The organism is Roseobacter sp. N2S, assembly GCF_031454055.1.
In the GTDB taxonomy this organism is placed as follows: domain Bacteria; phylum Pseudomonadota; class Alphaproteobacteria; order Rhodobacterales; family Rhodobacteraceae; genus Amylibacter.
This window is the reverse complement of the sequence record NZ_JAVDQB010000006.1, coordinates 45,484-71,499: the sequence shown is the minus strand read 5'-3', so window position 1 is coordinate 71,499 and position 26,016 is coordinate 45,484. Positions and strand designations below refer to the sequence as shown.

Annotated in this window: 22 protein-coding genes and 1 tRNA gene; 15 read left to right on the top strand and 8 right to left on the bottom strand. The window is 54.2% G+C overall.

Annotation, left to right across the window (positions count from 1 at the left end):
* Positions 1–227: 227 nt before the first annotated feature.
* The gene (locus GGE09_RS14655) at positions 228–716 is read left to right on the top strand and encodes a hypothetical protein (RefSeq protein WP_309746900.1); all 489 of its coding nucleotides are present in this window, start codon (positions 228–230) and stop codon (positions 714–716) included.
* Positions 717–722: 6 nt separating this feature from the next.
* On the opposite strand, the gene GGE09_RS14650 is transcribed toward GGE09_RS14655, so the two are convergent.
* Both GGE09_RS14650 and rpsO read right to left on the bottom strand, forming a co-directional pair.
* Positions 723–1,943 (bottom strand): MFS transporter, encoded by a 1,221-nt coding sequence (locus GGE09_RS14650; RefSeq protein ID WP_309746899.1) that lies wholly within the window; start codon positions 1,941–1,943, stop codon positions 723–725.
* A 78-nt stretch (positions 1,944–2,021) separates the two neighbouring features.
* On the bottom strand, positions 2,022–2,291 hold the full coding sequence (gene rpsO / locus GGE09_RS14645; protein ID WP_309746898.1) for a 30S ribosomal protein S15: 270 nt from the start codon (positions 2,289–2,291) through the stop codon (positions 2,022–2,024).
* Between the two features lie 320 nt (positions 2,292–2,611).
* Between rpsO and GGE09_RS14640 the strand changes: the two genes are divergently transcribed.
* Positions 2,612–3,601 (top strand): hypothetical protein, encoded by a 990-nt coding sequence (locus tag GGE09_RS14640; protein WP_309746897.1) that lies wholly within the window; start codon positions 2,612–2,614, stop codon positions 3,599–3,601.
* Between the two features lie 173 nt (positions 3,602–3,774).
* On the opposite strand, the gene GGE09_RS14635 is transcribed toward GGE09_RS14640, so the two are convergent.
* Positions 3,775–4,206 carry a tellurite resistance TerB family protein gene (locus GGE09_RS14635; protein ID WP_309746896.1) on the bottom strand — a complete coding sequence of 144 codons (432 nt, stop codon included), beginning with the start codon at positions 4,204–4,206 and terminating at the stop codon, positions 3,775–3,777.
* A 101-nt stretch (positions 4,207–4,307) separates the two neighbouring features.
* Here GGE09_RS14635 and GGE09_RS14630 point away from each other — a divergent pair, with 101 nt between their 5' ends.
* Complete coding sequence (locus GGE09_RS14630; RefSeq protein ID WP_309746895.1) at positions 4,308–5,954, top strand: lysine--tRNA ligase; 1,647 nt, start codon at positions 4,308–4,310, stop codon at positions 5,952–5,954.
* A gap of 125 nt (positions 5,955–6,079) precedes the next feature.
* Here GGE09_RS14630 and GGE09_RS14625 read toward each other — a convergent pair whose 3' ends face one another.
* Entirely contained in the window at positions 6,080–6,562 is a 483-nt protein-coding gene (locus tag GGE09_RS14625) for a pyridoxamine 5'-phosphate oxidase family protein (RefSeq protein ID WP_309746894.1), read from the bottom strand.
* 127 nt (positions 6,563–6,689) lie between these two features.
* Here GGE09_RS14625 and GGE09_RS14620 point away from each other — a divergent pair, with 127 nt between their 5' ends.
* Positions 6,690–7,091, top strand: coding sequence for a DUF4864 domain-containing protein (locus GGE09_RS14620; RefSeq protein ID WP_309746893.1), 402 nt, complete (start codon positions 6,690–6,692; stop codon positions 7,089–7,091).
* A 192-nt stretch (positions 7,092–7,283) separates the two neighbouring features.
* Positions 7,284–9,578, top strand: a complete 2,295-nt coding sequence (locus GGE09_RS14615; RefSeq protein WP_309746892.1) for a glycosyl hydrolase family 28-related protein — start codon at positions 7,284–7,286, stop codon at positions 9,576–9,578.
* 55 nt (positions 9,579–9,633) lie between these two features.
* On the opposite strand, the gene uvrB is transcribed toward GGE09_RS14615, so the two are convergent.
* The gene (uvrB, locus tag GGE09_RS14610; protein WP_309746891.1) at positions 9,634–11,817 is read right to left on the bottom strand and encodes an excinuclease ABC subunit UvrB; all 2,184 of its coding nucleotides are present in this window, start codon (positions 11,815–11,817) and stop codon (positions 9,634–9,636) included.
* Positions 11,818–12,371: 554 nt separating this feature from the next.
* Here uvrB and GGE09_RS14605 point away from each other — a divergent pair.
* The 4 genes from GGE09_RS14605 (at position 12,372) to GGE09_RS14590 (ending at position 14,892) form a co-directional block, all read left to right on the top strand.
* Complete coding sequence (locus GGE09_RS14605; protein WP_309746890.1) at positions 12,372–13,691, top strand: HAMP domain-containing sensor histidine kinase; 1,320 nt, start codon at positions 12,372–12,374, stop codon at positions 13,689–13,691.
* 141 nt (positions 13,692–13,832) lie between these two features.
* Positions 13,833–14,144 carry an ETC complex I subunit gene (locus GGE09_RS14600; RefSeq protein WP_309746889.1) on the top strand — a complete coding sequence of 104 codons (312 nt, stop codon included), beginning with the start codon at positions 13,833–13,835 and terminating at the stop codon, positions 14,142–14,144.
* Between the two features lie 43 nt (positions 14,145–14,187).
* Positions 14,188–14,264: transfer RNA gene (locus tag GGE09_RS14595), tRNA-Arg, on the top strand.
* A 358-nt stretch (positions 14,265–14,622) separates the two neighbouring features.
* Entirely contained in the window at positions 14,623–14,892 is a 270-nt protein-coding gene (locus tag GGE09_RS14590) for a hypothetical protein (protein WP_309746888.1), read from the top strand.
* Between the two features lie 39 nt (positions 14,893–14,931).
* On the opposite strand, the gene GGE09_RS14585 is transcribed toward GGE09_RS14590, so the two are convergent.
* Positions 14,932–15,699: an SDR family NAD(P)-dependent oxidoreductase gene (locus GGE09_RS14585; RefSeq protein ID WP_309746887.1), complete on the bottom strand. Its 768-nt coding sequence runs from the start codon at positions 15,697–15,699 to the stop codon at positions 14,932–14,934.
* Between the two features lie 85 nt (positions 15,700–15,784).
* Between GGE09_RS14585 and pcaD the strand changes: the two genes are divergently transcribed.
* The 3 genes from pcaD (at position 15,785) to GGE09_RS14570 (ending at position 19,248) form a co-directional block, all read left to right on the top strand.
* Positions 15,785–16,579 carry a 3-oxoadipate enol-lactonase gene (gene pcaD, locus GGE09_RS14580; protein ID WP_309746886.1) on the top strand — a complete coding sequence of 265 codons (795 nt, stop codon included), beginning with the start codon at positions 15,785–15,787 and terminating at the stop codon, positions 16,577–16,579.
* Between the two features lie 208 nt (positions 16,580–16,787).
* A complete protein-coding gene (locus GGE09_RS14575) occupies positions 16,788–17,705 on the top strand; it encodes a DMT family transporter (RefSeq protein ID WP_309746885.1) in 918 nt (305 codons plus the stop codon).
* Between the two features lie 154 nt (positions 17,706–17,859).
* Positions 17,860–19,248 carry an aspartate aminotransferase family protein gene (locus GGE09_RS14570; RefSeq protein WP_309746884.1) on the top strand — a complete coding sequence of 463 codons (1,389 nt, stop codon included), beginning with the start codon at positions 17,860–17,862 and terminating at the stop codon, positions 19,246–19,248.
* 8 nt (positions 19,249–19,256) lie between these two features.
* Here the strand turns inward: GGE09_RS14570 and GGE09_RS14565 are convergent, their stop codons facing one another.
* Positions 19,257–19,487, bottom strand: coding sequence for a hypothetical protein (locus tag GGE09_RS14565; protein ID WP_309746883.1), 231 nt, complete (start codon positions 19,485–19,487; stop codon positions 19,257–19,259).
* 290 nt (positions 19,488–19,777) lie between these two features.
* Between GGE09_RS14565 and GGE09_RS14560 the strand changes: the two genes are divergently transcribed.
* Entirely contained in the window at positions 19,778–20,815 is a 1,038-nt protein-coding gene (locus tag GGE09_RS14560) for an ATP-binding protein (RefSeq protein ID WP_309746882.1), read from the top strand.
* A 134-nt stretch (positions 20,816–20,949) separates the two neighbouring features.
* Complete coding sequence (locus GGE09_RS14555) at positions 20,950–23,037, top strand: S8 family serine peptidase (RefSeq protein WP_309746881.1); 2,088 nt, start codon at positions 20,950–20,952, stop codon at positions 23,035–23,037.
* Between the two features lie 28 nt (positions 23,038–23,065).
* Here the strand turns inward: GGE09_RS14555 and GGE09_RS14550 are convergent, their stop codons facing one another.
* Complete coding sequence (locus GGE09_RS14550) at positions 23,066–24,190, bottom strand: phosphatase PAP2 family protein (protein ID WP_309746880.1); 1,125 nt, start codon at positions 24,188–24,190, stop codon at positions 23,066–23,068.
* A gap of 193 nt (positions 24,191–24,383) precedes the next feature.
* On the opposite strand from GGE09_RS14550, the gene GGE09_RS14545 reads away from it, so the two are divergent.
* Entirely contained in the window at positions 24,384–25,970 is a 1,587-nt protein-coding gene (locus GGE09_RS14545; RefSeq protein WP_309746879.1) for a transcriptional regulator, read from the top strand.
* The last annotated feature ends 46 nt before the right edge of the window (positions 25,971–26,016 follow it).

The following is a 26,016-nucleotide window of genomic DNA, read 5'->3' as shown; positions in this document are numbered from 1 at the left end:
TGCAGCGGTGGGGCCGTAACACTGCATTTCAGATTGCGCTGCGATACACGAGGTTGAGCAGAAAGGAAAGCAAAAGGGAAAATGCACTGGAAAATGGCGGATTTTCCCAACGCGCGGCGAGGTCACGTGTTTTCTATCTGCTGTGATCGGAAGTTTTATTCAGTTTTGCGGAAAGGGGGGGTATCGACGGGTCAAACTCTGATCTTCCTTTTATGAAAGCCGTTCCCATGACTTCTATCCAAACTGTTCCACAGGGGCGGCCTTTGAATGCACTTCTCGTGTCTATCGCTTTGTCCGGCTTGATTGGCGAGATAGTGTTTGAGGCATATGCTTGGCTGGTGTCCCCCTCGCTATTCGGCTTTGCGTTGCAGCCGTCAAATCTGGTGATTGCGCTGGCGGGGAAATTGTTCGGGCTGTCGCTGGATCACACATCAGCCTTTGTGGTGCATTTCCTGGTAGGGAGTCTGGGATTCGGTCTGTTCGTTTATCTGGTTCGTGTGGTTTTGAAGTTAGGTGTTTGGGGGACGGGCGCTGTTGCAGGTGTTGTTTTGTGGTTTGTGGCCCAAGGTCTTTTGGCCCCTTTCATCGGGCGCAGCTTTATGATGGATTTCGGGCCTTACACACAGTCTTCGTTCATCGGGCATGTGGGAATGACCCTGATTATGGCCTATTTGCTTGACGCTTTTATGAAGCGGTATCAGGCGGCCCGCGGCTAAGCGGTTTTATCGCGGCAATCTTGCGTGGCGGGACAGGGCAAACACCACTGTCGGGGTCAGCACCAGCAAGGCCATCATCCCAAAGGCCAGACGATATTTCAGGGGGTCTGGCAAGCTGCCTGAATGTTCAATTACAATGCCAAACAGGGTCTGGAACACAGGGATCGCACTAACTCCTGCGATGGTATAAAGGCTGGTCGCGCGACCAATGGCGGCATCTGGCACCACTTGGCGCAGTTGGGCGATCAGCGGCACATAGAATTGCTGGGCAAAGATCATCACAAACAACAGTAAATTCGCCCCCCACAGCGGAATATCAGGTGTCAGGGCAAGGGTTATCAGGCTGGCGCTTGAAACAAGAGCGCCCGTCAGGATCACGCTATACCGTGAAAAACGGGTCCATCGGTCGATCAATCCAAAAGCAGTCCCCGAGGCCATGGTGGCGCAGAAAAACAGCATTTGAAACAGGCCGGTTTCTTCGAGTGTTAAGGCGTGAACAGCTTTGTAATAGGGGCCTCCCCACAGGCCCGTTATGGCGGTGATTGGGGCCCAGATCACACAGGCCATCACCAGCAGGGGCTGGACCCGTTTGTCTTTTACCAGATCCCAATACCGGATCCTCGGGCCGGTTGTTTTCGGTTTGTCGGCGGGCTCTTTCTGGGCTGTCAGAAAAATGGCGCCCGCGATCAGGATGGTGAAGACGGACAGGCCGATAAATACGTTGGTCCAACCGAACCGCGCGATGGCGTAGGCCAGCGGGTAGGTTGCGGCCAATCCTCCGATTCCGCCCAGCGTCACCATCAGACCGTTAAGATATCCGAACTGGCTGGCATCAAAATTGCGCGCCAGCAACATATACATGCCCACTCCGCCCACAGACAGCCCTGTGCCCAGGACAATACGGGCCAGCACCAGACCGATAAAACTGTTTGCAAAAATACAGGCCAGCGTGCCTGCGGCGAGGATCAAAAGGAAAAGACTGATAATGCGGCGCGGGCCGATCCTGTCGAGAAGGGTGCCGATAAACCCTTGGGCAAAGATATTCACGATAAAGATCACCGAGATAACAAACCCCAGTTGATCCGCGTTGAGCGAGAATTGCTCTTGCCAGACGGGGGCGACAATCGCACCCGCAGCACGGTGGAACTGGCCCATGCCGAACAGAAAGGTACAGATGGTCAGAACGATGATGGACTGTAGGCTGACAAGCGAAGGATTTTTGGCCATGGCCGGACGCTATCCAGAAACAGAAAACGCCGCAATCCGAAACCGGATCGCGGCGTTAAAACTGTCAGTCCGTTGGACTTAGCGGCGAATGCCAAGACGCTTGATCAGGTCCTGATAGCGCGCTTCGTCTTTCGCTTTGGTATAGTCCAGCAGTTTACGACGCAGGGCAACCAGTTTCAAAAGGCCACGACGAGAGTGGTTGTCTTTTTTGTGGGTTTTAAAGTGCTCTGTCAGCGTAGTGATGCGGGATGTCAGGATCGCAACTTGTACTTCGGGCGAACCAGTGTCGCCTTCTTTGGTTGCGTAGTCTTTCATCAATTGAGCTTTAAGCTCTGGAGTAATCGACATCGGGGTCTCCTTCATAAGGTTAAGGGTTATGGCACAAGCCGGGATGTCGTCCAGCAGGGCCCGTGGAGTATCCACGCAGGGCGCGGATGCGGGTCTATAGGCGGGATTCCTTGGAAAGGAAAGGAAAAAGGCAGGGCTTAATAACAGCCAGGGTATTCCATCGGTGTAATTGTTAAGGCGCGTTAACCATAGTGCATTGAAATCCTGTCATTTTTATCGTGGATTTGCTAAGTGCTGCCAACTCTAACTGCGCGTTTAGTGGACTGCGGTCCATATCCAGTGTCCCTTTCGGGGCCGTATCCTGTTTAACGAGGTAGCGAATGATTGAAGTCTTGATTTTGTCCATGCTTGGGCTCGCCGGAACTGCGCTGGGCAGCGCGATTTCTGGCGGGGATGACAGTGATGATGCGGACGAAAGCAGCCATGACGCGGATGCGATGCAAATGGATGACGATACTGGCGTCGCAGATACCAGTCTGATGATGGGGGATGATCCTGTAACAACGGCTGATGATGGCGCAAGCGAGCTGCATGGCACTGAAGGGGCTGACAGCCTTGACGGGACCGTGGGCAATGACCTGCTGCTGGGATACGCTGGTGATGATGATCTGTCCGGCGGCGACGGGGATGATGGGCTTTATGGTGGTGAGGGGGATGATACCCTGACCGATTGGACTGGCGACAACCAGTTTTACGGCGGCGCTGGTGACGATCGGATTCAAGGCGGCTATGACACAGACGGCACGACCGAAGCTTATGGTGACGCGGGAAATGACACTATTACTGATGGGGACAGTGATGCCACGATTTATGGTGGGGACGGTGATGACCTGATCGTATCAGGCCACGGTACGGGCGAAATCTTTGGCGGTGCAGGGGATGATGTGGTCGAAACAGGTATCGACACGGATACCGTGTTTGGCGGTGAGGGGGATGACACGCTAACAACTGTGGGCACTCAGGAAGATGGTGCAGTGGACCGGATTTACGGTGGGGACGGCGACGATATTCTGTACGCCTATGGCACTGCGGAATTATACGGCGGGGACGGGGCAGATCACTTCACCGCATACGCAAACACTTGGGTTGAGGACGCGCCAGTCATTCAGGACTTCAACCCCGCTGAAGATATTCTGGAAGTTGAGATAGATAGCCACGAAGGCATGCAGGGCCTAAGCGATTTTGACGTGCGGGTGCAAGACTTTGAAGACGGCTCAGGCGCATCGGTCTTTGTGGATGGCCATGAGGTGATGCGCGTTCCAGGTGCGCAGGGGTTGGACCTGTCAGATGTACAACTGACGCTGGTTTAATCCGCGGCAGGCACCTGATGCGCAGAATTCCTATCAAAAACGCAACAAATGGTTTGTGGTTTACGACACCGATATAGAAGCGATTGGTAGCGGTCTTGGGGATTGAGTCGCAGGTGTTATGGGGATCATGTTTCTTGGGGCGGAACCCGTATCGGCCCCGCCAAAGGTTCTGACTATTCAGCCAAATGCCGTGCGCGTGCACCCCGTTCAATGGCAGCACCGTGCAGACGGTCGATGTTCAGCTCGTAACGGGTTTCCTCAAGAAAGCGCAATTCGCTTTCGCGCAGCCGCCCATCGGATGCGGCCACATCGCAACAAAGCGCATAGGCGGTCTCGTGAAATTTCTCAGGAACAGCATCGCGGACCAAGCCGAAAAGTGCATCAAGGCCGTCTTCCTCTTCGAGGAGGTCAAAAACGGTTTGGGAAATGCCGCGAATCCTGTCGGCGTCATAGTTGCCAAAGATCGGCAGGTGGTTGACGATGCGTTCAATGGACAGCAATTCCGATGTGCGGATCAGCTCATCCGACACAGAAGTGGCCACCATCATGGCCACCAACCCGTCTTGAAGGTTCCACAAGCTGTCTGTTGTATCAGTTCTGGTCATCTTTTCGGCCTTTGAAGGTTATTCGCTGTGATAATATTGACGGTGGCGGGCAGGGGCAATAGGGAGTGGACGGTGAACCCCTTTAAAACCGGATGATAAAAATGTCTGACCTTCGCGATCTTGCACTCAGCTCCAAAGCATGGCCCTTTGAAGAAGCCCGCAAGATTTTGAAACGGTATGAAAAGGCGCCGCCTGAAAAGGGCTATGTGCTGTTTGAAACGGGGTATGGCCCGTCGGGTTTGCCCCATATCGGCACCTTTGGAGAGGTCGCGCGCACAACAATGGTACGCCGCGCCTTTGAGGTGATGTCGGATATTCCCACACGGCTGGTCTGTTTTTCTGACGATCTGGACGGGATGCGCAAAGTTCCGGGCAATGTGCCGAACGCAGAAAGTCTGGTTGAACATTTGCAGCGGCCGTTGACATCCGTTCCTGATCCGTTTGGGACGCATGATAGTTTCGGTGCCCATAACAACGCGATGTTGAACCGGTTTCTGGATACATTCGGGTTTGAATATGAATTCATCAGCTCGACTGAATTTTACCGTGAAGGTAAATTCGACAAGGTTCTGTTGCTTGCGGCGGAACGGTATGATGCTGTGATGAAAGTGATGCTGAAGTCGCTGCGCGATGAACGCAAAGAGACTTACTCCATTTTCCTGCCCATCCACCCTGACACGGGGCGGGTGCTGTATGTGCCGATGAAACATGTGGACGGCAAAAACGGTACAATCACCTTTGACGATGAAACCGGCCGCGAGATCACGTTGCCCGTTACGGGTGGCAATGTGAAATTACAGTGGAAACCTGATTTCGGCGCGCGCTGGGCAGCACTGGATGTGGACTTTGAAATGTATGGCAAAGACCATTCCACCAACACGCCGATTTATGACCGGATTTGTGAGATTCTGGGTGGCGATAAGCCCGAACATTTCACCTATGAGCTGTTCTTGGATGAAGACGGCCACAAGATTTCCAAAACTTCGGGCAATGGGGTGTCCATTGACGAATGGTTGACCTATGCGTCGGCTGAATCCCTGTCGTATTTCATGTATCTTAAGCCCAAGACGGCGAAGCGGATGCATTTTGATGTGATCCCCAAAGCGGTAGACGAGTATCACCAGCAGTTGCGGGCTTATGAAACGCAGGACGGCGCGGCGCGGTTGAACAACCCTGTGTTCCATATCCATGGCGCGGATGTGCCCAAAAGCGATATGGTTGTCCCCTTTGCCATGTTGTTGAACCTTGCGTCCGTTTCAAGTGCCGAGACCAAGGACGGCTTGTGGGGCTTTATCAACAAATACGCGCCTGATGCTTCTCCAACGGCGAACCCTGCATTGGATGCAGCGGCTGGATTTGCGGTGCGCTACTATCATGACTTTGTAAAACCCAGCAAAAAATTCCGTGCGCCAAGCGATCAGGAAAAAGCGGCTTTGCAAGATTTGGTGGCAGCTTTGCGTGATGTGGAGGTGGCCAAGGCTATGATCGACAAGAAAAATGCGGCGATGGGCAAGGGCGATGCGCCTGTTGAAAGCCTGAATTATGCCGATGCGGATGATTTGCAGTCCATCGTCTTTGCTGTTGGTAAAAACCACGGGTTTGAACCGCTGCGCGATTGGTTTACGGCGATTTACGAGGTTCTGTTGGGCGCGTCCCAAGGGCCTAGGTTTGGCGGGTTTATCGCGCTTTACGGTGTGGAAGAAACCATCACGCTGATCGAGGCGGGTTTGGCAGGCGAGCTGGCTTAAACGCTGGCGGCTTTACCGATTTTGAAGGCGGCGCCTGCTGGGGGTCGCCTTTTTTATTGGGATTGGGCTGTGTTGCAGGCTTGGGATTTGGATATTTATCGAAAGAAAAAGCAAGGCGGCGCGGGTTAGGCGAGGTCTTGGGCGGTTAGGGTGTAAGCTTTGCCAAAGCCACCGTTCAGGGCGGCCGATGTGATGGTAAGTTTGACAAAGTGGAAGTCGGCGAAGTCGATGTAGAGTTTCGATTTCGGGTGGGATTTTAGATAAACCGCGCGGGTTTTTGGGAAGTCGGGGTCATCCCGGCTCAGGAAACTTGCCGTGGCTTGTATCGACAGGCGCGGGTGGGTTAGCGGATCGCCTTTTGGCCCCGGTTCGCCCAACAACAAGCCGCAGACGGGTGTGTTTCGCAGCGCTTTTGTATGGGCGGAAAGGTCTGAAATCAGCGTGAGAGGCGTGCCAGTCAGGTCTGTTCCGACGGCGATGCGGGTGACCAATGGCGTTTGTGTTTCGGGATGAAGCACGCCGAGCGCACCGAATGAAGCGGTTGTGATCAGGGACTTGGCGAGGCTTATTGCTTCGGCATCGGTGGGGCGGATCGGATCAATTGGCATGATGTGTGCTGCACTTTATATTAGGTTGCACAGATGTATCCTCTGGCGCGGCAGAGATAAAGCCTGCGGGGGGCGGTTTGACGCGCTGCGCGGTTGATCTAGTTTAAGCCTATCAAAGGGGAGTTTGATGATGCGAATTTTAGCCACAAGTGCCGCCATTTTTCTGGCCGCCGCGCCGATTGAGGCGCAGCAAGACGAAATCAAATCCGTGATTTCAAGCCAGATCCAATCGTTTATGAAAGATGATTTTGCAACGGCCTTTACCTTTGCCGCCCCCAATATCAAAGAGATTTTTCAGACATCTGACCGGTTCGGGCAAATGGTGCGCCAAAGCTATCCTATGGTGCATCACCCCGCCGAGGTGGTGTTTCAAGGGCTTCGCGAAGAAGCCGGCACGATGCAGCAAAATGTGTTGATCCGCGATTTGCAGGGGCAATATTTTGTCGCCCGCTATTCCATGATCCAAGTGAATGGGGATTGGCAGATCAGCGGCGTTAGCATTGAACAATCCCCCGGTGTCGGGGCTTGATCACCGCGCTTTAGATCCAGTGTTGCGTAGATGACGCCCTTAGAGGGCGGGCCTGTCAGGCTGCGTTAGCCTTCTGTTGTTACCTCTCATCCAAGCGCGGTTGGTTTCAGCCGCCTTAGCATTTTGCGTCGTTTTCACAAGGAAAGCGGCGATGGCGGGCCTGTGTGCCTGATGGATTTGAAAGGAATTTTCATGAACAAGGCTCTTACCGATGGTTTGCAACTGATGCCGCCTGCCTTTGAATTCGGGTTGGATGTCTGGTCCAGTGAGGACGGCACACCCGGGTCGGACACCTATGATGGCGCTGGCAATGCGACGCTTATTGCGGCTGATGCGGATTTTGGCGGCTGTCTGGAATTGACGAAAACATCTGGCACACAAAAGCTGCGGTATACGGGAAATACGCCAATGCAGCCGGGGTGTTACTGGCAAATTCGAGCGCGGATTAAGGCGGTAAGCGGGCCACTGCCATCGGTGCGCATTGCGGCTTGGGCTGGCAAATCGGGCGGGGGGCATTTGTCTGGGGTGGTGGAAACCGGATCGTCGCGGGCGTTGGAAACTTACGGCGAAGTGATCGAGGTTACGGCCATTGTCGGGTCAGGCACGCGGGGCGGGGTGGATATGGTCTGGGGGCAGGACGCCACCTTTGGCCATTTCGGCATTGATCTGACGGGGGTGAACGACGGCGTTGTTCGCATTGACGACATTATCATTGAGGATGTTAGCAGCATTTACACCCGTTCCATGCTCGATGTGGTGGATGTGAAAGATTATGGTGCTGTGGCGGATGGTGTGACCAATAATGTTGCCGCCTTCGAGGCTGCCGATGCTGCGGCCAACGGGCGGACGGTTCTGGTGCCAGAGGGGGATTTTTGGCTGAACGGGTCGATCACCATTGCGTCTGAAATCCGGTTTCAAGGCACGGTCAGCATGCCGGATTCAGCCTTGTTCCAACTGTTGCAGAACTTTGACTTTCCAACATATTTTACGGCGTTTGGGGATGAAGAATTGGCCTTTAAAAAGGCTGTACAGGCGTTGTTCAATTTTACCGACCACGATTCACTGGATCTTAAGGGACGGTCTGTAGATATTAGTGGGCCGATTGATGTGCAGGCGGCGGTTGGCAATAAAACGTCATATTCTACGCGGCGGGTGATCCGGAACGGGCGAATTTCGGCGTCTTCCAGTTCTGAATGGGATGTCAGTTCGGTAACCCGCTCTGCCAGTTATGATTCAGATGAACCCAACAAACTGACGGGCGTTTCAAATCCTGGTGGCGTAAAGCCCGGGTCTTTGGTCACGGGCACTGGCGTTGGGCGGGAAATTTATGTGCGCAGTGTGAATACCAGTACGGGGGTGATCACATTGTCCAGCCCTTTGTGGGGCGCGCCTGCAAATCAAAGTTATACGTTCACGCGGTTCCAGTATCTGCTGGATTTTTCGGGCTTTTCCAATCTTGCACGGTTTACGCTGGAAAACATGGAATTCGCCTGCAACGGCCGTGCAAGCGGGATCATGTTGGCGGATACGGGGTTGATTTTTCATGTGAAGGATTGTTTTTTCACTTCGCCAAAAGACAGAGGTCTAACCTCGGCGGGGGCGGGGTGTGCGGGCATGATGTTGGACCGTAATCAATGGCTTTCAAATGAACAGCCGCTGGCGGTGTCCGCCCGTGAAACCATTGGGTTTAACTGTAATAGCAATGACCTAAAGCTGCGCCACAATCGTGCGCTGCGGTTCTTGCATTGGGCAATCATCGGGGGATCAGGAGGGATTATTTCGGGTAATCACTTTTTTCAGGATGACGCAACAGGGGGAAATATCCGATCTGCGGGGATTGTGATTACAAACAACCATCCCAAGATGACCATTGTTGGCAATTATGTGGACAATGCTTTTATCGACTGGACCAACGAACATGATGCCACGCCCAGTATCACCAGCGGGTTTTCCTTTGGCGGGCTGACCATCACCGGCAACCATTTCACCGCTTCGGGCACTGCGGCCTGGTTCCGGTTTATTTCGCTTAAACCCCATGGGACGGGGCATTTTATCAACGGGCTGAACATCAGTGGCAATGTGTTCAAAGCCTTTAACGGGCCCTCTTTGCAGCGGGTGGAGATGGTGGATACATCGGTGGCGAACCTAAATCCCGATAAATTCCGCAATATTACAATTGAAGGGAATACGTTTAACAATGTGGATTCTCCCTTCATGAACCCTGCAACTGTGGGGATTGAGCGGAGTAGCGTGTCTAACAACTGGCGCACCAATCTGGATCAGCACATGCCGTTTGACTCAAAAGCGCGATTTGTGACCGGGTTGGTGCCAGATGGGCCGATCCGTAACAGTTCTAATGTTAAAGTCTACACGCAGCCGTATTTTGAAGGAGGGACCGGATCAGGGAACACCAGTTTCGATATTAACTGGTCTGACGAGGTGAAGGGGAAACTGCGCGTCACAGTGCGCTGCGACGACACGATTTAACCAGTTAGGATTAACCAAGTATCTACTCCCGCCCCCAAAAAGGGCGGGGGTATTGTTAGAATTTCCGTTTTTGGCTTTTGCCTTTGTACATACGCATGCCCGCTTTGCCCGCGGTTGAACGACCTGTGGATTTTTGCGCAGCCTCGGATGCGGCTTGCACGGCAGATTGGCGAGCAAGCGGGTCGTCAGAGACGGCCAGTTCCACCGCTTCAAGGCGTTTCACCTCGTCGCGCAGGCGGGCTGCCTCTTCAAATTCAAGATTTTCTGCGGCTTTCAACATATCTTTGCGGAGCCCTTCAAGATGGGTTTGAAGGTTGGAGCCGAACATGGGTTTGTCAACTTTGGCCGTCACGCGCGACATATCAGTGTCGCCTTTGTAAAGGCCGGACAGCACGTCTTCGACGTTCTTTTTCACCGTTGCAGGGGTGATGCCGTGTTCCAGATTATAGGCATGCTGCTTTTCGCGGCGTCGGTTGGTTTCCCCGATTGCCCGTTCCATGGAACCCGTGATGCGATCGGCGTACATGATAACGCGGCCATCAGCATTACGTGCAGCCCGCCCGATGGTCTGCACAAGCGAGGTTTCAGAACGCAGAAACCCCTCTTTATCGGCATCCAGAATCGCCACCAACCGACATTCAGGAATATCCAGACCTTCGCGCAAAAGGTTAATCCCGATCAGCACGTCAAAGGTGCCAAGTCGCAGGTCGCGCAGGATTTCGATCCGTTCCAGCGTATCAATATCCGAGTGCATGTAGCGCACGCGGATACCTTGTTCATGCATATATTCGGTCAGATCTTCAGACATGCGTTTGGTTAATGTGGTGACCAGAACGCGCCCGCCTTCAAGGGCAACTTTGCGCACCTCATCTAACAGGTCGTCCACTTGGGTTTCCACGGGGCGGATTTCCACAGGCGGGTCCAGCAGCCCTGTGGGACGGATGATCTGTTCGGCAAAAACGCCGCCCGATTGTTCCAGCTCCCATTTTTGCGGAGTCGCCGAAACAAACACCGATTGAGGGCGCATGGCGTCCCATTCTTCGAACTTCAAGGGGCGGTTGTCCATGCAGGATGGCAGTCGAAAGCCATGCTCGGCCAAAGTGAATTTCCGCCGATAATCCCCTTTGTACATGCCACCGATCTGGGGCACGGAAACATGGGATTCATCTGCAAAAACAATGGCATTGTCGGGGATGTATTCAAACAGGGTCGGAGGCGGTTCGCCCGGTGCGCGGCCCGTCAGGTAACGGGAATAGTTTTCGATGCCGTTGCAGACGCCGGTGGCTTCCAACATTTCCAGATCGAAATTTGTGCGCTGTTCAAGCCGTTGAGCTTCCAGCAACTTTCCCTCATCCCCCAATTGTTTCAGGCGGATGACCAGTTCCTCTTTGATTTTTTTGATGGCCTGATTCAAAGTCGGGCGCGGGGTCACATAGTGGCTGTTGGCATAGACGCGCACCTTGTCGAGGTTGGCGTGCTTTTCCCCAGTTAGCGTATCAAATTCAACGATGCTTTCCAGCTCTTCGCCAAAAAATGACAGCCGCCAACCGCGATCTTCTAGGTGGGCTGGCCAGATTTCCAGACTGTCGCCGCGCACCCTGAAAGAGCCGCGCGTAAAGGAATTATCGTTGCGTTTATACTGCTGCGCCACCAGATCGGCCATGACACCGCGCTGGTCGTATTCGCTGCCAGTCATCAAATCCAGCGTCATCGCAGTATAGGTTTCCACCGAACCGATACCGTAAATACAAGACACAGACGCCACGATGATCACATCGTCCCGCTCCATCAACGCGCGGGTGGCCGAGTGGCGCATCCGGTCGATTTGTTCGTTAATCTGGCTTTCTTTTTCAATATAGGTATCAGATCGGGCGACATAGGCCTCTGGCTGATAGTAATCATAGAAGCTGACAAAATATTCCACGGCATTATCTGGAAAAAAGGATTTAAATTCTCCGTATAATTGGGCCGCGAGGGTCTTGTTTGGCGCCAAAATGATCGCAGGGCGTTGAGTTTCTTCAATGACTTTGGCCATGGTGAACGTCTTGCCGGTGCCTGTTGCACCCAGCAAAACCTGATCTCTTTCGCCTTCCCGCACGCCGCCCACCAACTCGCGAATCGCGGTGGGTTGGTCCCCTGCCGGAGAGAACTCTGTGTGCATTACGATTCTACGCCCGCCTTCCATTTTAGCACGATTGGCGGGCGGTGCGGTGGCAAGTGAACTGGCGGTTTGGGTCATGGCGAATCCTTTGAGGGTAGTAAATGACCGTCTTTTCTGCGTCTTCAAGGCTTGCGTAGCTGATTTTCCGTCTGCCTGCCACAATAGGGGGGTGTTCTGCGCGTCCTGCTGACAAAACCTGTCACAACAGGGAAAATATTTCGGCAGATTGTTTAGCTGTTAAGGCTTTGTTTACTTTCAATTCGAATAGTGGACACGGGTTGGCAACATGCTGATCCACAAAGAGAAGATCCCAGTGTCGAGCAGTAAATGGTAGAAATTCATGCAATCATGAGTTGTGAATATTTCGTGAAAGACAACTTTATGGGATATTGTAATTGCAATTGAGATTCAAAAATGTTTGGATGCCTTTGCAAGCAACAAGACCGGCTACTGACCGGGTGCATTTCACCCACCCACCCCTCGCTCCCATGCGCGCGGTCGGTAGCCACAATTCCCCCAAAATTTTACAAGTTGACAGTGGCAGCACGCTTTGGCTGACCTTTTGAGCCGTCGAAACCTTTACGTAAGGTTTTCATCATAGGGTTCCCTTGAACGTAAGTTGGGGCATGGGAATGAAATTCGGGAACCGGAATCTGCTGGGCGTTGGATTAAGCGTCATCAGTGCTTTGGCGGCCGCTGTGGCTATGACTTTGGTGATCGCCAATGATCGCGCCGCACCGCGCAATGATCAGCAGGTAACCTCAGAATTGGCAACAAATGTTCTTGGCCTAGAGCGGGAGCTTGGCTACGGCGGGTTGATTCACAATTTCAAAAACTATCTGCTGCGTCCGGATGAAACGCTTTACCGGGATGCTGCACGGGAAAACGTCAACCAAATTCTCATCGGGCTAGATCGCCTGTCGGATTTGGTCCGACAACTGGATTTAGACGGTGGTTTTTCTGCGATGGAAGAGGTTGTTCAACTGTACGGGGCTGCAATCGACAATGTCGAACGCCTGCATAAAGCGGGTTTTGCGCCGCAAAAAATCGATTCAATGGTGCGTATTGATGACCGAAATGCCTTTAACGAAATAGAAACGGTTGCCACGGCGGCGCAGGATGTTCTGGCACTGCGCGCAGCGGAGCAATCTCGTCGGAATGCCACCTATTTGATTGCCATTAACCTGCTGCTGGCCGCTTTTGCGATTTCGATCGCATCGGCCTTTATTGTTTTGTTTGCGGACAGACGCAGTCGCGGGCGCGAATTGATTGCAGCACATAACTACGCTGATGACCTAGAAGATATGGCCCGAATTGCGACCCACGACATCCGCTCCCCATTGAAACAAATCGCTTTCTTGGTGGAGGAGGTGTTGCAAGACAGTTTGCAAAATGACGGGCATCTAAGCGAAGACGGTCTCGAGGATTTAGAGCTTATCAAACACCGTACTCTGCGCGTGGATGCTATGGTGGAAGAAACTTTGGGGTTGATGCGAACCAGTACGCTGACCGGTGAACAGGAGGTCGTGGACCTACGCAATTTGGTCCGATCCATCGTTGAAATTGATGCGCCGCCAACGCTGGCAATCACGATTGAAGGCGGTGATAAAATACGGGTTGATAAAGCCAAATTGACAATTGTTTTACGGAACTTGATTTCAAATGCGGTTAAACATGGCAAAACGCGCGACCCTCACCTGAAAATCAGGATGGTCGAGAGCAAAAAGTCTGTGGAAATTTCGGTTGAAGACAATGGGCCTGGTATCGCAGAGGAGCATCGGGATCGTATTTTTACCCTGTTTGCCACACTCGGAGAAGCGAGTGAGGGGGTGAAAGTTGATGGCGTTGGCCTTGCGATGGTACGTAAAATTGTAAGGCGACTCGGTGGCGATGTCAGTGTGGCGGCCTCGGCGCTGGGCGGGGCGGCTTTTTGTGTGACTCTGCCTAAATAATAATTCTGAGTGATTTTTTTCCCCAATAGGTTATTATACGCATGAATAATGTTTTCACAGATGTAAAAAATTACGTATCCTACCTTTTGTCAGTGCAATTTATGCGCTAGATCAGCCCAAATGGGAGAGTTGAGGAAACCAATGCTGGCACGAATTTATCAACCTGCACGAAATGCGATGACCTCTGGTCAGGCAAAAACCAAAACTTGGGTTCTGGAATTCAGCCCCGAAGAAGCCCGTGGCATCGACCCTTTGATGGGCTGGACCAGTTCAAGCGATATGAACAGCCAGATCAGGCTTATGTTTGAAAGCAAAGAAGCCGCTGTGGACTATGCTTCGTCCAACGGCATTCCTTTTACTGTTTCTGATCCCCATAAACGCAAGCAAAATTTGCGAAGCGGTGGGTATGGTGACAACTTTGCCACAAACCGGCGGGCCGTCTGGACCCATTGAGGGGCTTGCAAAGGCAGCCTTTTTTGGCCAAAACGCCCTCAGTGGTCCCATAGCTCAACTGGATAGAGCACCTGCCTTCTAAGCAGGGGGTTTCAGGTTCGAGTCCTGATGGGATCGCCACACCTTCGGGTTGACACAGAAACACTCCCCTCTACGCTTGATTGGTATTGGATTTTGTAAGTATTTGTTTCTCATGTGTAAGAGAAGCTTTTAATTCAAGGCCAATTTGCCGGAGCTTTCTGAGCAAAAATCAAAATTTGGGGAAGGTTTAGCGGTGAAAACCGATCGGAATTCCCTTGGTTTTATACGGAAAACGGAAGTTCTGCATGAGTTATGCAGCTTAGGGTTGTGGGGTCACTTTCGATCCGCGTGCTGCTTAGAACTATGATTAAAATCAATTATATTACGATTTTGCCGTTTATTGGCCACTTTCTCAGCTTATATAGACGTAAGTCTAAGACTCATCTGGAGGGGGCTTTTGGCCACTAATTCTAAACAAGACGAAATTTTGGCGTTTAGAAAAATATTTGATGAAGCATTCCGCGTTAAGGGCTCTCAGCCGGGGCCTGATGACTGGTCGACGTGCTATTCTATCGTAGAAATACGCTGGACCAGCCTCGCACTCGCAGAACAATACCGCAAAGACGGGGACCGCCTGAAAGTGCAAAAGCTTGAGGAAAAGGCCGAAGAATGCCAGCAGGTGTTTTCCGATCTGGCGGTGTATCTTGCAGAAGAACGCCTGCAATAATCACCGCCAGAGGGCAAAAGAAATTAGGAGAATACGGTCTTAACGCGGGGCCATACGGATGGCGCCGTCCAGACGAATAACCTCACCATTCAACATTGGGTTCTCCACAATATGGGCGGCCAATGCGGCGAACTCTTTGGGATCGCCAAGACGGGAGGGGAAAGGCACCTGCGCGCCAAGACTGTCCTGTACTTCTTGCGGTAATCCTTCGAGCAGCGGTGTTCTAAACAGACCGGGCGCGATTGTTGCAACACGTACGCCTTTATCCGCCAAATCCCGCGCCATCGGCAAAGTCATCCCTACAATTCCGCCTTTGGATGCCGCGTATGCGACCTGACCCACCTGACCTTCATAGGCTGCAACCGATGCTGTGTTGATGATCACGCCACGTTCGCCGTCAGGCGCGCTTGGGTCTGCAGCCACCATGCCCGCCGCTGCATAAGATGCGCAATAAAATGATCCCAGCAAATTGACGCCGATCACTTTGGCAAACAATGCGGGATCGTGGGGCGCACCACGCGATACGGTTTTAGAGGCTGGCCCGATGCCCGCACAATTTACCAAAATGCTTTCCTGACCCTGCACAGCACGGGCTTTTTCAAAACCTTCGGCCACACTTTGTGCATCTGAAACATCAACTTGTTGCCAAGTCGCGCCGATTTTAGCCGCCGTCGCAACCGCTGCATCCGCGTTCATGTCAAAAAGACAGACCTTAGCACCGAGGCTGGCCAAATGGGTTGCAACTGCGGCCCCCAGTCCGGATGCCCCTCCGGTTACGATAGCTGATTTGTCTGAAAGGCTGGTCATTCTGCGTATCCTTGAATGTTGTCTTGAGCGTGTCTTTGTGGGAGATGTTACCGAACGAATACAGCCAGCGAAAGGGCAGGGTAAGATGGTTTCCAGAATAGTTAAGGTGAACGACGCTGCGTTGCATTGCCAAATCGAAGGGCCGTCAGATGCCCCCGCGCTGGTTTTTTCCAACTCGCTGGGTACGGATTTTCGGATTTGGGATGCAGTTGTGGCTGATCTGGCGCAAGACTACCGGATTTTGCGCTATGACAAACGGGGGCACGGCCTTTCGGACGATCCTGACAACGGGTGGTCCATGGGCGAATTGGTCGGCGATGTTGCGGTGTTGATGGATCACTTCGGTCTAAAGGGCGCGGCTGTTGTTGGCCTGTCGGTCGGGGGCCTGATTGCGCAGGGTCTGGCGGCGGAACGCCCCGATCTGGTGCGACTGATGGTTCTGGCGGATACGGCGGCGCGGATCGGAAACGAGGATTTGTGGAACGACCGGATCGCACAGGTGAAATCTGCGGGGATCGGGTCTATGGCGGATGCGATTCTGGAACGCTGGTTCGCGCCGGATTTTCACGCCGACGGCAATTTTGCCATGTGGCGCAATATGTTGGTGCGTACCAGCGATCAGGGCTACGCCCGTGTGTCCGCCGCAATTCGGGATACGGATCTGGTGACCAGCACCTCTGGTTTGACCCTGCCGACTTTGGCAGTTGTGGGGGATCGGGATGGTGCGACCCCGCCTGATTTGGTGCGCGAAACGGCTGAGCTGATTGCGGGATCGCAATTTGAAATCATTCGGGGGGCGGGGCATTTGCCCTGCGTGGAGAAACCGCAAGTTTTCACACGCCTTCTGCGCGATTTCCTTAAATCCCATCAACACGGCTGACGGCACCTGCGTTGAACGATCATTCATGGCCCTTTGCTTCAAAGCCCGAATAACTAAGGGGTTGGGGTAACAGGGGTGAGTACAGATTCCCAGTTTCGGGCAGGAAACGCGTTAAAACGGGAAAACGTCGCGCAAGAATGGGCGGGTGGCCTTGCGCCTTCGGGGAAACTCGGCTTGGGTGTGACGACTCATATTGCAGGTACTTTCAATGGCTTCCGAACCGTCGCAACCCAACTATGGCCGCCCTTGGGTGGGCATTTGCTGGATGCTTTTGACGGGGTTCCTGTTTGTCGGTGTCACCGGAATTGTGCGCTATGTTGGCTCGGATGTGCCAGCGCCTGAAGCCGCCTTTATTCGCTATGCTTTTGGCACGTTGTTTATCCTGCCTTTCATGGGAACAAAATGGACCCAAGTGTTAACGGGCGGGCTGTTCGGCGTGTTTGCCCTGCGTGGCTTGTGCCATGCAATGGGGGTGATCCTGTGGTTCTATGCCATGGCGCGAATTCCGATCGCCGAGGTGACGGCCATCGGTTACCTTGCGCCGATTTATATCGCCATTGGGGCGGCGGTTTTTCTGGGGGAAAAGCTGGCCGCACGGCGGATTGCGGCGATTATTGCGGCCTTTATCGGGGCGATGGTGATCCTGCGTCCCGGCATTCAGGAAATCAGCAACGGGCAATTGGCACAAGTCATGGCAGCCCCGCTGTTTGCGGTGTCTTATTTGGTGGCCAAACGGCTGACGGCGCGGGCGAATCCATCGCTTGTTGTTGGAATGCTTAGCATTTTTGTCACCATCGGGATTGCGCCCTTCGCCTATGCGGTCTGGATCACGCCGAGCCTGACAGAAATCATGTGGCTGGCAACGGTGGGTGTTTTAGCCACGACAGGGCATTTTACCATGACCAAAGCCATCCACGCAGCGCCTTTGGCGGTGACCCAACCGGTGACGTTTTTGCAGCTGATCTGGGCGACGATTTTAGGCCTTGTTATGTTTGGCGAGGCGGTGGATTTCTGGGTGCTTTTAGGCGGTGGCATCATCATCAGCGCGGTGAGCTTTATTTCCTATCGGGAATGGGTTTTGTCACGCCGCGAAAAGACGCCTGCGGCTTTGGCGATAAAATATTAACCATCTGACCGTCAGTTGCATGGTACTATGTCGGGGCCTCCGGCGGGGATATTTTCGGGAAAGAAGAAGGCTGGGCGGATTTTGCCGAATGCGATTGACGGCTTTCAAAGAGGCAGGCTAACGTCTGGCAAATAACCCCACTTAGGAGCCTATGATGAAGCGGATTGATAACCATTTGCCGACAGCAGATTTGCAGCGATTGGATGCGGCTCATCACATGCATCCTTTTACCAATGGGGCAGAGCTGAATGAAAAAGGCGCGCGTGTTATCACGCGGGCCAATGGCGTTATGTTGACAGACAGCGAAGGGGTGGAAATCCTTGATGCAATGGCCGGACTGTGGTGCGTGAATCTTGGTTACGGACGCAAGGAACTGGCGGATGTGGCGGCGGCGCAGATGTTGCAACTGCCGTTTTACAATACGTTTTTCCAAACCACTCACCCGCCTGTTGTGGCGCTGGCGGCCCGGATTGCCGAACTGGCACCAGGGGATTTGAACCACACGTTTTTTGCTGGTTCCGGGTCCGAAGCAAATGACACGAATATCCGTCTGGTACGCCAGTATTGGGCCTTGATGGGCAAGCCGGACAAAAAGGTGATTATCAGCCGCAAGAATGCCTATCACGGATCGTCCATGGGAAGTGGGTCATTGGGTGGTATGGCCGGGATGCACGCGCAGGGGGGCATGCCGATCCCTGACATCACCCATATTGACCAGCCTTATTGGTACAGCGAAGGCGGCGATATGGACCCTGCCGAATTTGGTCTGGAGCGGGCCCGCCAGTTGGAGGCCGAGATTGAACGTCTGGGCGAAGGCAATGTTGCGGCCTTTATCGCAGAACCTATTCAGGGGGCCGGTGCGGTGATCATTCCGCCAGAAACCTATTGGCCTGAAATCCAACGTATTTGCGACGAACATGAGATTCTGCTGATCGCGGATGAGGTTATTTGCGGCTTTGGGCGCACGGGCAACTGGTTTGGATCACAAACTTTGGGTATTCGCCCTGACATCATGACCATCGCCAAAGGTCTGTCGAGCGGCTATCAGCCCATCGGTGGTTCCGTGATTAGTGATCCGATTGCCGAAGTTATAAATTCTGACGAATTTGCCCACGGCTATACCTATTCGGGTCATCCCGTGGCCTGCGCCGTGGCGCTGGAAAACCTGCGTCTGTTGGACGAGGACGGGATTATCGATCATGCGCGCGATGTGGCAGGGCCGTATCTGGCGCAAAAATGGGCCGAGTTGGGCAATCATCCGCTGGTGGGCGAAGCGCGGATCATTGGTATGATGGCGGCCTTGGAACTGACACCGAACAAAGCCACACGGGCACCGTTCAAGGCGGATGCAGGCACGGTTGGTTTGCGCTGCCGCGAGCGGTGTTTTGCCAATGGGGTGATTATGCGTCACGTGCGCGATACGATGATCATCTCGCCGCCGCTGATCATGACCAAAGACGACATTGATATGTTGTTCGAGCGGGCTGTGAAGTCCTTGGACGAGACCCTTGCGGGTCTCAAGTCCGATGGTTTAATGGCGTAAAAGCCGGTTCAGGGAACCATTTTGTCGCGAAAAACATACGCGACAATCTGGCTCCGTGAAATGCCGTATTTGCTGTGCAGGGTGGCGTCATCCATGGATTGCATTTCGGCGATGATCTCAGAGCGGGATGCCGCTTTGGATACGTCCTCGAAAAATTGCACGATGGTTGAGGCCACGCTGTAAACTGCGGAAACGACAGTTGCGCCGAAGCTGTTTTTGTTTTCTGAAATATAAGCCATTTTGTAATCCTTCCGATCCGGTCTTGGGCCGATGCCCCATGCTTGACCCGTAAATGGGAGTCGGGCGGGTTTTGAACAAGCGCCAATCTGCGAAGGCCGCTATGTGTCTGGCGCATGGCTGTTACAAATCGTTGACTTTATTGATAAATATCTGTGATCTTGGGTGACTCGCCAAGGCCGTTGACCCAGGGTTAACAGGCTTGTTTTCCCCCTTTGCGGTGCGCTGACCCACAATATCGTTGAGCCTTGAGCGTGAATATTGCATGCATTCGCCTAAGGGAGTCGCCGATATGCTGGACGCAAAAATCGAAGCCATACTGGATACGCTAAGTGTTGCGGTGTTTGTCGTGGACAACAACCAGACCATTGTGTTTCGCAACGAATCCGCGGTCAGCCTGTTCGGGACGGGTATTCAGGGCCGGAAGCTGGCCCATTACGTGCCCAACAAACGGTGTATTCGCGCGGTTGAGGATACCATCGACGGGGGCGATCGCGCGCGCGTCGATGTGCGCCTGCAATTGGTGGTGCCAACAACATTTGCCATGACGGCTGTACGGGTCGATCCTGATGTGACGCGATCCGACGCGATGGTTGTTGTCAGTTTTGAAGACGTCAGCCACATTCAGGAAGCCGAACAAATGCGCAGCGATTTTGTGGCTAATGTCAGCCATGAACTGCGGTCTCCGCTGACGGCGCTCTACGGGTTCATTGAGACATTACAAGGGCCTGCAAGGGCGGATCAACAGGCTTCGGACAGGTTTTTATACCTTATGGAAAAAGAGGCCGCACGGATGGCGCGGTTGATTGACGATCTGTTGTCCCTGTCCAAATTGCAATCCGAAGAGAAATACGCCCCGACTACCACGGTAGACCTGCGCCCGATTCTAGAGCGGTTGAGCGCCTCGCTTGAACCGATTCTTGAGCGGGAGGAAACCAAGGTCACTTTGGAAATTCCCGAAGATTTGCCTAAAGTTGTCGGGGTTGCGGATGAGCTGACGCAGGTGTTTTCCAATCTGATCGAAAACGCCGCGAAATATTCGCGCAACGGAGCCAAAGTGACCGTTGTTGCTGGGGTGGACAGCAAAGAGCCCGATATGGTGCGTGTGTCTGTCAGCGATCAGGGCGAAGGCATTGCCCCCGAACACATCGCCCGCCTGACAGAGCGGTTTTACCGGATCGACAAAGGGCGTTCGCGCGATAAAGGGGGCACAGGGCTGGGGCTAGCAATTGTGAAACACATCCTGATGCGCCATCGCGGGCGCTTGCAGATCGACAGTGTTTTGGGCGAGGGCAGCCGATTTTCGGTTGTGGTGCCCCGCGCCCTTTAGCACCTGCCCTTTAAGGCGTGAATAATCCGTTAATCGCGCACCAAGGCAAACGGTTGTGTTTGACACAGGCGTGGGTTCTGCCGTCTGATGTATCCGAATACTGCGGTTTCGCGTTGATTTAAGGATATATTAAGATGCATTTCGTCTGGGGAAATCCAAGTCAAAAGACTGTTGAAAACGGCTATCTTGATTGGTTCGATCACGTCTATCAGCCGGGATCAGCGGGGGCCGAAGGCTATCGTATTTTGCTGGTGCGGATCAAACCATCGGGAAGCCCGGCGCGTATTTTAAACACGCTGGTCTGGTTACAAGGCAAAGTTGACGGGGCGGGGGCGCATTCAGATTTTCTGATGGATAATGTAGAGCGGGCCAGTTTGGACAGGCTGTTGGCCGACCCGCCCTCTGCAATGAACGCGCCTGATTTATTCTTGCATGTGAAAAAAACACTAACCGATTTTGCAGGGGTCTACGGGGATAAACTGATCCCGTTGCCCCATGGTGCCGGGCGTCCGGTCTTGCCCGTGGTGCCGCGCCCGGTGGCTAGCCCGCCGCCAACGCCGATTGTTGCGCTGATTGACGATGCAATCGGCTTTTTGAACGCGCGGTTTACCACTGGCGCACAGGAGCAGCGCCACACGCGGTTGCACGGTGTTTGGGTCCAGACCGAGGATCGACTGGTCGAAAACGGTGCGCATTTTTCTATGCAAAATGGTCGGCAGATCACAGCCGCGCAGATAAATGCCTTGCTGGCGCAGGGCGCGGCGCTGGACGAAGGCGCGCAATATACCGCGCTGAACAACGCATTGTATGACAAGCAGATCAGCCCCGTTTGGCATGGAATTACCGCAGGGGCGGGGTCGGAACTGGCCAGCACCCATGGCACGATGGTGGGGGATATTGCGTGCGGGGCCGACCCTGTTCAAGGCAACGATCCGCTGCGTGATTGTCCTATGCTGGCGGTGCAACTGCCGCCCCAAGCGGTCGAGGATACGTCGGGGTCAACGCTGCAACCCTATGTGGTGCGGGCTTTGCGCTGGATCATTTCGCAGGCGGATCAGATGCAAGTGGACGGGGTGCATCGCCCGCTCATCGTGAATATTTCGCTTGGGGTTTTGGCGGGGTCAAAAGATGGCACCAGCCTGATTGAACGCCAAGTGGCCGCCGAGGTGTTGCGTCGTGAAGCCCGCACCGCCAGTGCGATGCGGGTGGTTTTCGCCTTTGGCAATGACAATCTGACCCGACAGATCGGCTATACGGCGCTAGAGCCGGACACAGCCGAAACCGTCACATTGCGGGTGCAATCCGAAGACTACACCCCGAGTTTTGTGGAGTTGCGCGGCGCACGTCCTGAAGATTTGTTGCTCAAAATTGAAAGCCTGCGCTCTGCGCCTCTGCCCCTTGGGGCGATCCCGCTAGGCAGTTGCGTGTCTTTGGCCCATGGCAACGGTCCCGCTGTAGCGCGTGTCTATTCCATTGCTGGGGAACCGCTGGACGGGGGCGGTGCAACAGCGCCATTTTATCTGCTGGCTATCGCGCCAACAGCCACCTTTGAGGGGGGCAAACCCCTTGCCCCCAGCGGGGTGTGGCGGCTGCATCTCGGCACAAACGGGGAAGCGCAAACGGTGCGGATCGGCGTGCAGCGCGATGACCGCCCGTTGGGGTTTCAGGAACTGGCCCGGCAGTCCTATCTGGACGACCCTGCGCTGTGGCAGTGGAAACCACCACAAAAAACCCCTTATGCGCTGCCTGCGGATGGGCCTGTGACGGCGATTGGCACCCATTCCGCGTGGTTGTCAGCAGATATGCCTGCGCAGATTTATTCCGTTGGTGCGGCCTTAAGCGACACAGGATTTGCAGCACCCTACAGCGCCACAGGGGCACCCTATTTACGGCCCGAACCGACCGTTTCCGCCGTTGGAGATAGCAGTTGGACCCTGCGCGGTGTGCTGGCCAGCGGCACGCTAAGCGGGTCAAACACGGTAATGTCAGGGACGTCTGTTGCCGCGCCACAAATCACCCGACAATTGGCGGTTTTGTTCACAGGGGGGCCGGATATCGGCCCGTGGAATCCGCCGGAACTGAACGCGCAAAGGGAAATGGAAGGGCTGGCCGCGCTTGATTGGTCTTATGCGCCGACCTATCAGTTGGATCAACTCGGCCCGCTGAACGTGTCCCAACAAGCAGGGCTGCGCCCCCGTTTGGATGGCAGGCTTGCGCCTTAGCAGCGCAAGCCTGGATTTTTAACGCTGCTTACTGCTGCCACTCTTTTGCTGCGGCATCCCAAAGCTTTGACAGCAGGTTTTCACGCCCTGTTGTGGGCAGGGTGACCTCGGATTGTGTGATGGTGGGGCTGGCGCTGCCGGGCATGGTTTCCCCCAGTAAGGTCAGGTTGAAATCCCCCTCAAACGCGCCGCCGTTAAAGGCATAGCTTGACGTTTTTGGCGCCTGACGGCTGTAGTTGATAATGAACTCTGCAATGGCGATGCCAAGGGTTGCACCTGCCACACTGTCGGTCGGGAAATGTACCCCTGCCACCGTGCGGTTCAACGCAATGCGCGCGGACAGGCGATAGGCGGGCAGTTGGGCGTTTACCGCCTGCACCGGATTTTGAAAGTTTGGATCGCTTAGGCAAGCCATCAGCGTAGCAGTTGCAAAACTTTCGGTGGCGTGACCGCTGGGCCAGGTTGGATGCCCCGGCGTCGGGATCATCGGCTGGACTTCTTGCGCAAAGGCAATGGGGCGGGGGCAGTCAAACAGTTGCTTCAGCCGCATTTCGCAGACCTGACAGGTGCGGGTGATCAGGGCAATCAGTTCCAGTGTCCATTTATGGGTCTCGGGAGACATATAGCTTAGCGCGCCGAAATAAGGGGTCAGATCGCCCACTTGCGACAGGATTTCCGCCTGACGGTCAAACCGCAAGTCTGCCGTGGTGCGCAGGTAATACAGCTGCTCTTTGAACTGGTCGAGACTGGGGCGGGACAGTTCCACAATCGGGGTCAACCCTGCGCCGTCCCAAAAGCTGACGCCTGCTTCATTATGGGTGACCGTGGTATCCACCCGCAACAGCCCCATGATTTCCGCTAGAATTGCGGCGGATCGAGGGTAGGTGCCCATCTTTTTAAAGGTGCGCCACTGGCGGCCTGCTGAACTGCCGTTGCCGGTTTCGTAGGTTACGGGGCGTTTTGGATCGCCGTCCCAAAACCGCTGTGTGCCATCCCGTGTGGTGATCAAGCCGGTGCTTAGATAGGGCGAAGCACTTGATCCTTGGGGTCCCTGTGGGCCTTGCGGACCCTGTGGCCCCTGCGGTGTTTGTGGACCCTGCGGCCCCTGAGGGCCTTGGGGCCCCTGCGGTCCTTGCGGTGTATAAACTGACATCAAGAATTCTCCATGCTATAATAGTATGATTGAATGAACTGCCACGGATTAAGTCAAATGTTCGCTACGTTTGCGCAAGAATATTCACGTTTTTTTCACAAATACGCTTAAAGACCTGCTAACATACCACCGTAGGGTGAGAATGGGCTGTTGGGGCGTCATCCGAAAATAATTAAGATCGAAGATGGGCGTCGTGACACAGACGATAAAAATTCATACCATAGGGCCGCTACAGGTTACGGGGCCGAACGGGGAAAACCTTGCCCCGAATGGCGCTAAATCCTGCGCCCTGTTGGCGATTCTTGCGTTGACCGATGGCAAGTCGCGCCCGCGCCGTTTTCTGGAAGAAAAACTATGGAGCGGGCGTGCGCCCGAACAGGCGGGGCAAAGCCTGCGTCAGGAATTGACCCAAATCCGGCGGGCGTTTGGGGGTTATAAAGACTGTTTTGTTGTGGATCGGCTGTCAGTCAGCCTTAATCCTGAATGGGTCACGGTGGATTATGACACCGTTGAAATCCGGCCCACCGAAAGCCGCGATCTTCTGGAAGGTCTGGTCGTGCGCGATGCCGCCTTTGAAAGCTGGCTTGGTGAAGTGCGCGAGGCTTTTGAACGGCGCAAAACGGCCAATGCAGCCAAAGACAAGGGTCTGGTTTTGCGCACCCGCCCAGCACTGGCGGGCAGCGGCTCGCAAGGTATTCTGGGCGAGGTTCTGGCGGATCAAATTGGTCAGAATATTGCCGAACAAGTTCGGGCGTGGCGGCAGGTCAGTGTGCGGATGGCCGAAAACGATCAGGACGCCGCCGAGATCGAAATCGACGCCCATGTGGTAGAAGAGGGCGGCAAAAGCCTTGCCTTTATTCGCCTGATCCATCCCGAAACGGGTCGAGTTCTGTACACCCAAAAAGCCCAGGTGGACGCAGGCTCCATGCAGGTTGCAAGCGAGGATTTGCTGGCGGACATTACCGTTGAAGCGGCGGAAAAAACGCTCGATGCGCTGGCCAAAGTCTTTTCGTCAGAGCGTCCTGAACTGGCCTCGGCGGCAATGGCACGCCGCGCAGTCCGTGAAATGGAGAGCTTTGAAGGAAGCCGTCTGGATGTGGCCGAACGCCTGTTGCGCGGTGCCTATGACATTGATCGCAACGGGTTGTTTCTGGCCTGGCAAAGCCTGTTAAAAACCATCCAACTGACCGAATTACTTAGCACCGACGGGGATGCCGATCGCGCGCTTATTCAGGAATTGAACCGCAAAGCGATGGAACAGGACGGCGAAAATCCGTTGGTTCAGGCATTGGTCAGTCAGGTGCAAGTTTTGATGTTTGCCGATCTAGGCGCCGCCAATTCTGTGGCGCAGCAGCGGCTGAATCCCAATCTTTCCGGTGCGTTTTCAATGGTTTCACTGGCCAGCGCCAATATGTGGGATGGCGACAGCGAGGCGGCCTATGCGCTGACCAAAATGGCCACTTCGGTTGCGGGGCGGTCCAGTTTTCATCATTGGTGGGACACGTTCCATTGCATCAGTTGTATCGCATCGCGGCGCTTTGACGAGGCGATTAAATTCGGTGAATCCGCCACCAAAGCAGCGCCGAATTTCCGCCCGCCGTTGCGCCATCTTCTGGCGCTTTATGCCCATACGGGTCAGCATGAAAAAATGCATCTTGTGGCGGAACGGTTGAAACGGCTGGAGCCGGGATTTTCGCTGGATAAGTTTAAATCGGACGAGGCATACCCTGTGCGTACCCTGCGCCACGCCCGATTGTTGGATTTCCCCACAGACGGCTAAGCGAAGGCTCTTGCCTTTTAGCGCCGATTTGCAAATGCTGCCTTCA

Excerpts from the sequence above, each read along its gene's own strand:
- GGE09_RS14650 (WP_309746899.1), bottom strand. The coding sequence starts at position 1,943 with ATGGCCAAAAATCCTTCGCTTGTCAGCCTACAGTCCATCATCGTTCTG.
- GGE09_RS14585 (WP_309746887.1), bottom strand. The coding sequence starts at position 15,699 with ATGACCAGCCTTTCAGACAAATCAGCTATCGTAACCGGAGGGGCATCC.
- GGE09_RS14630 (WP_309746895.1), top strand. The coding sequence starts at position 4,308 with ATGTCTGACCTTCGCGATCTTGCACTCAGCTCCAAAGCATGGCCCTTT.
- GGE09_RS14640 (WP_309746897.1), top strand. The coding sequence starts at position 2,612 with ATGATTGAAGTCTTGATTTTGTCCATGCTTGGGCTCGCCGGAACTGCG.
- pcaD (WP_309746886.1), top strand. The coding sequence starts at position 15,785 with ATGGTTTCCAGAATAGTTAAGGTGAACGACGCTGCGTTGCATTGCCAA.
- GGE09_RS14605 (WP_309746890.1), top strand. The coding sequence starts at position 12,372 with ATGAAATTCGGGAACCGGAATCTGCTGGGCGTTGGATTAAGCGTCATC.
- GGE09_RS14575 (WP_309746885.1), top strand. The coding sequence starts at position 16,788 with ATGGCTTCCGAACCGTCGCAACCCAACTATGGCCGCCCTTGGGTGGGC.
- GGE09_RS14570 (WP_309746884.1), top strand. The coding sequence starts at position 17,860 with ATGAAGCGGATTGATAACCATTTGCCGACAGCAGATTTGCAGCGATTG.
- GGE09_RS14655 (WP_309746900.1), top strand. The coding sequence starts at position 228 with ATGACTTCTATCCAAACTGTTCCACAGGGGCGGCCTTTGAATGCACTT.
- rpsO (WP_309746898.1), bottom strand. The coding sequence starts at position 2,291 with ATGTCGATTACTCCAGAGCTTAAAGCTCAATTGATGAAAGACTACGCA.
- GGE09_RS14635 (WP_309746896.1), bottom strand. The coding sequence starts at position 4,206 with ATGACCAGAACTGATACAACAGACAGCTTGTGGAACCTTCAAGACGGG.
- uvrB (WP_309746891.1), bottom strand. The coding sequence starts at position 11,817 with ATGACCCAAACCGCCAGTTCACTTGCCACCGCACCGCCCGCCAATCGT.
- GGE09_RS14555 (WP_309746881.1), top strand. The coding sequence starts at position 20,950 with ATGCATTTCGTCTGGGGAAATCCAAGTCAAAAGACTGTTGAAAACGGC.
- GGE09_RS14550 (WP_309746880.1), bottom strand. The coding sequence starts at position 24,190 with ATGTCAGTTTATACACCGCAAGGACCGCAGGGGCCCCAAGGCCCTCAG.
- GGE09_RS14620 (WP_309746893.1), top strand. The coding sequence starts at position 6,690 with ATGATGCGAATTTTAGCCACAAGTGCCGCCATTTTTCTGGCCGCCGCG.
- GGE09_RS14560 (WP_309746882.1), top strand. The coding sequence starts at position 19,778 with ATGCTGGACGCAAAAATCGAAGCCATACTGGATACGCTAAGTGTTGCG.
- GGE09_RS14615 (WP_309746892.1), top strand. The coding sequence starts at position 7,284 with ATGAACAAGGCTCTTACCGATGGTTTGCAACTGATGCCGCCTGCCTTT.
- GGE09_RS14600 (WP_309746889.1), top strand. The coding sequence starts at position 13,833 with ATGCTGGCACGAATTTATCAACCTGCACGAAATGCGATGACCTCTGGT.
- GGE09_RS14565 (WP_309746883.1), bottom strand. The coding sequence starts at position 19,487 with ATGGCTTATATTTCAGAAAACAAAAACAGCTTCGGCGCAACTGTCGTT.
- GGE09_RS14625 (WP_309746894.1), bottom strand. The coding sequence starts at position 6,562 with ATGCCAATTGATCCGATCCGCCCCACCGATGCCGAAGCAATAAGCCTC.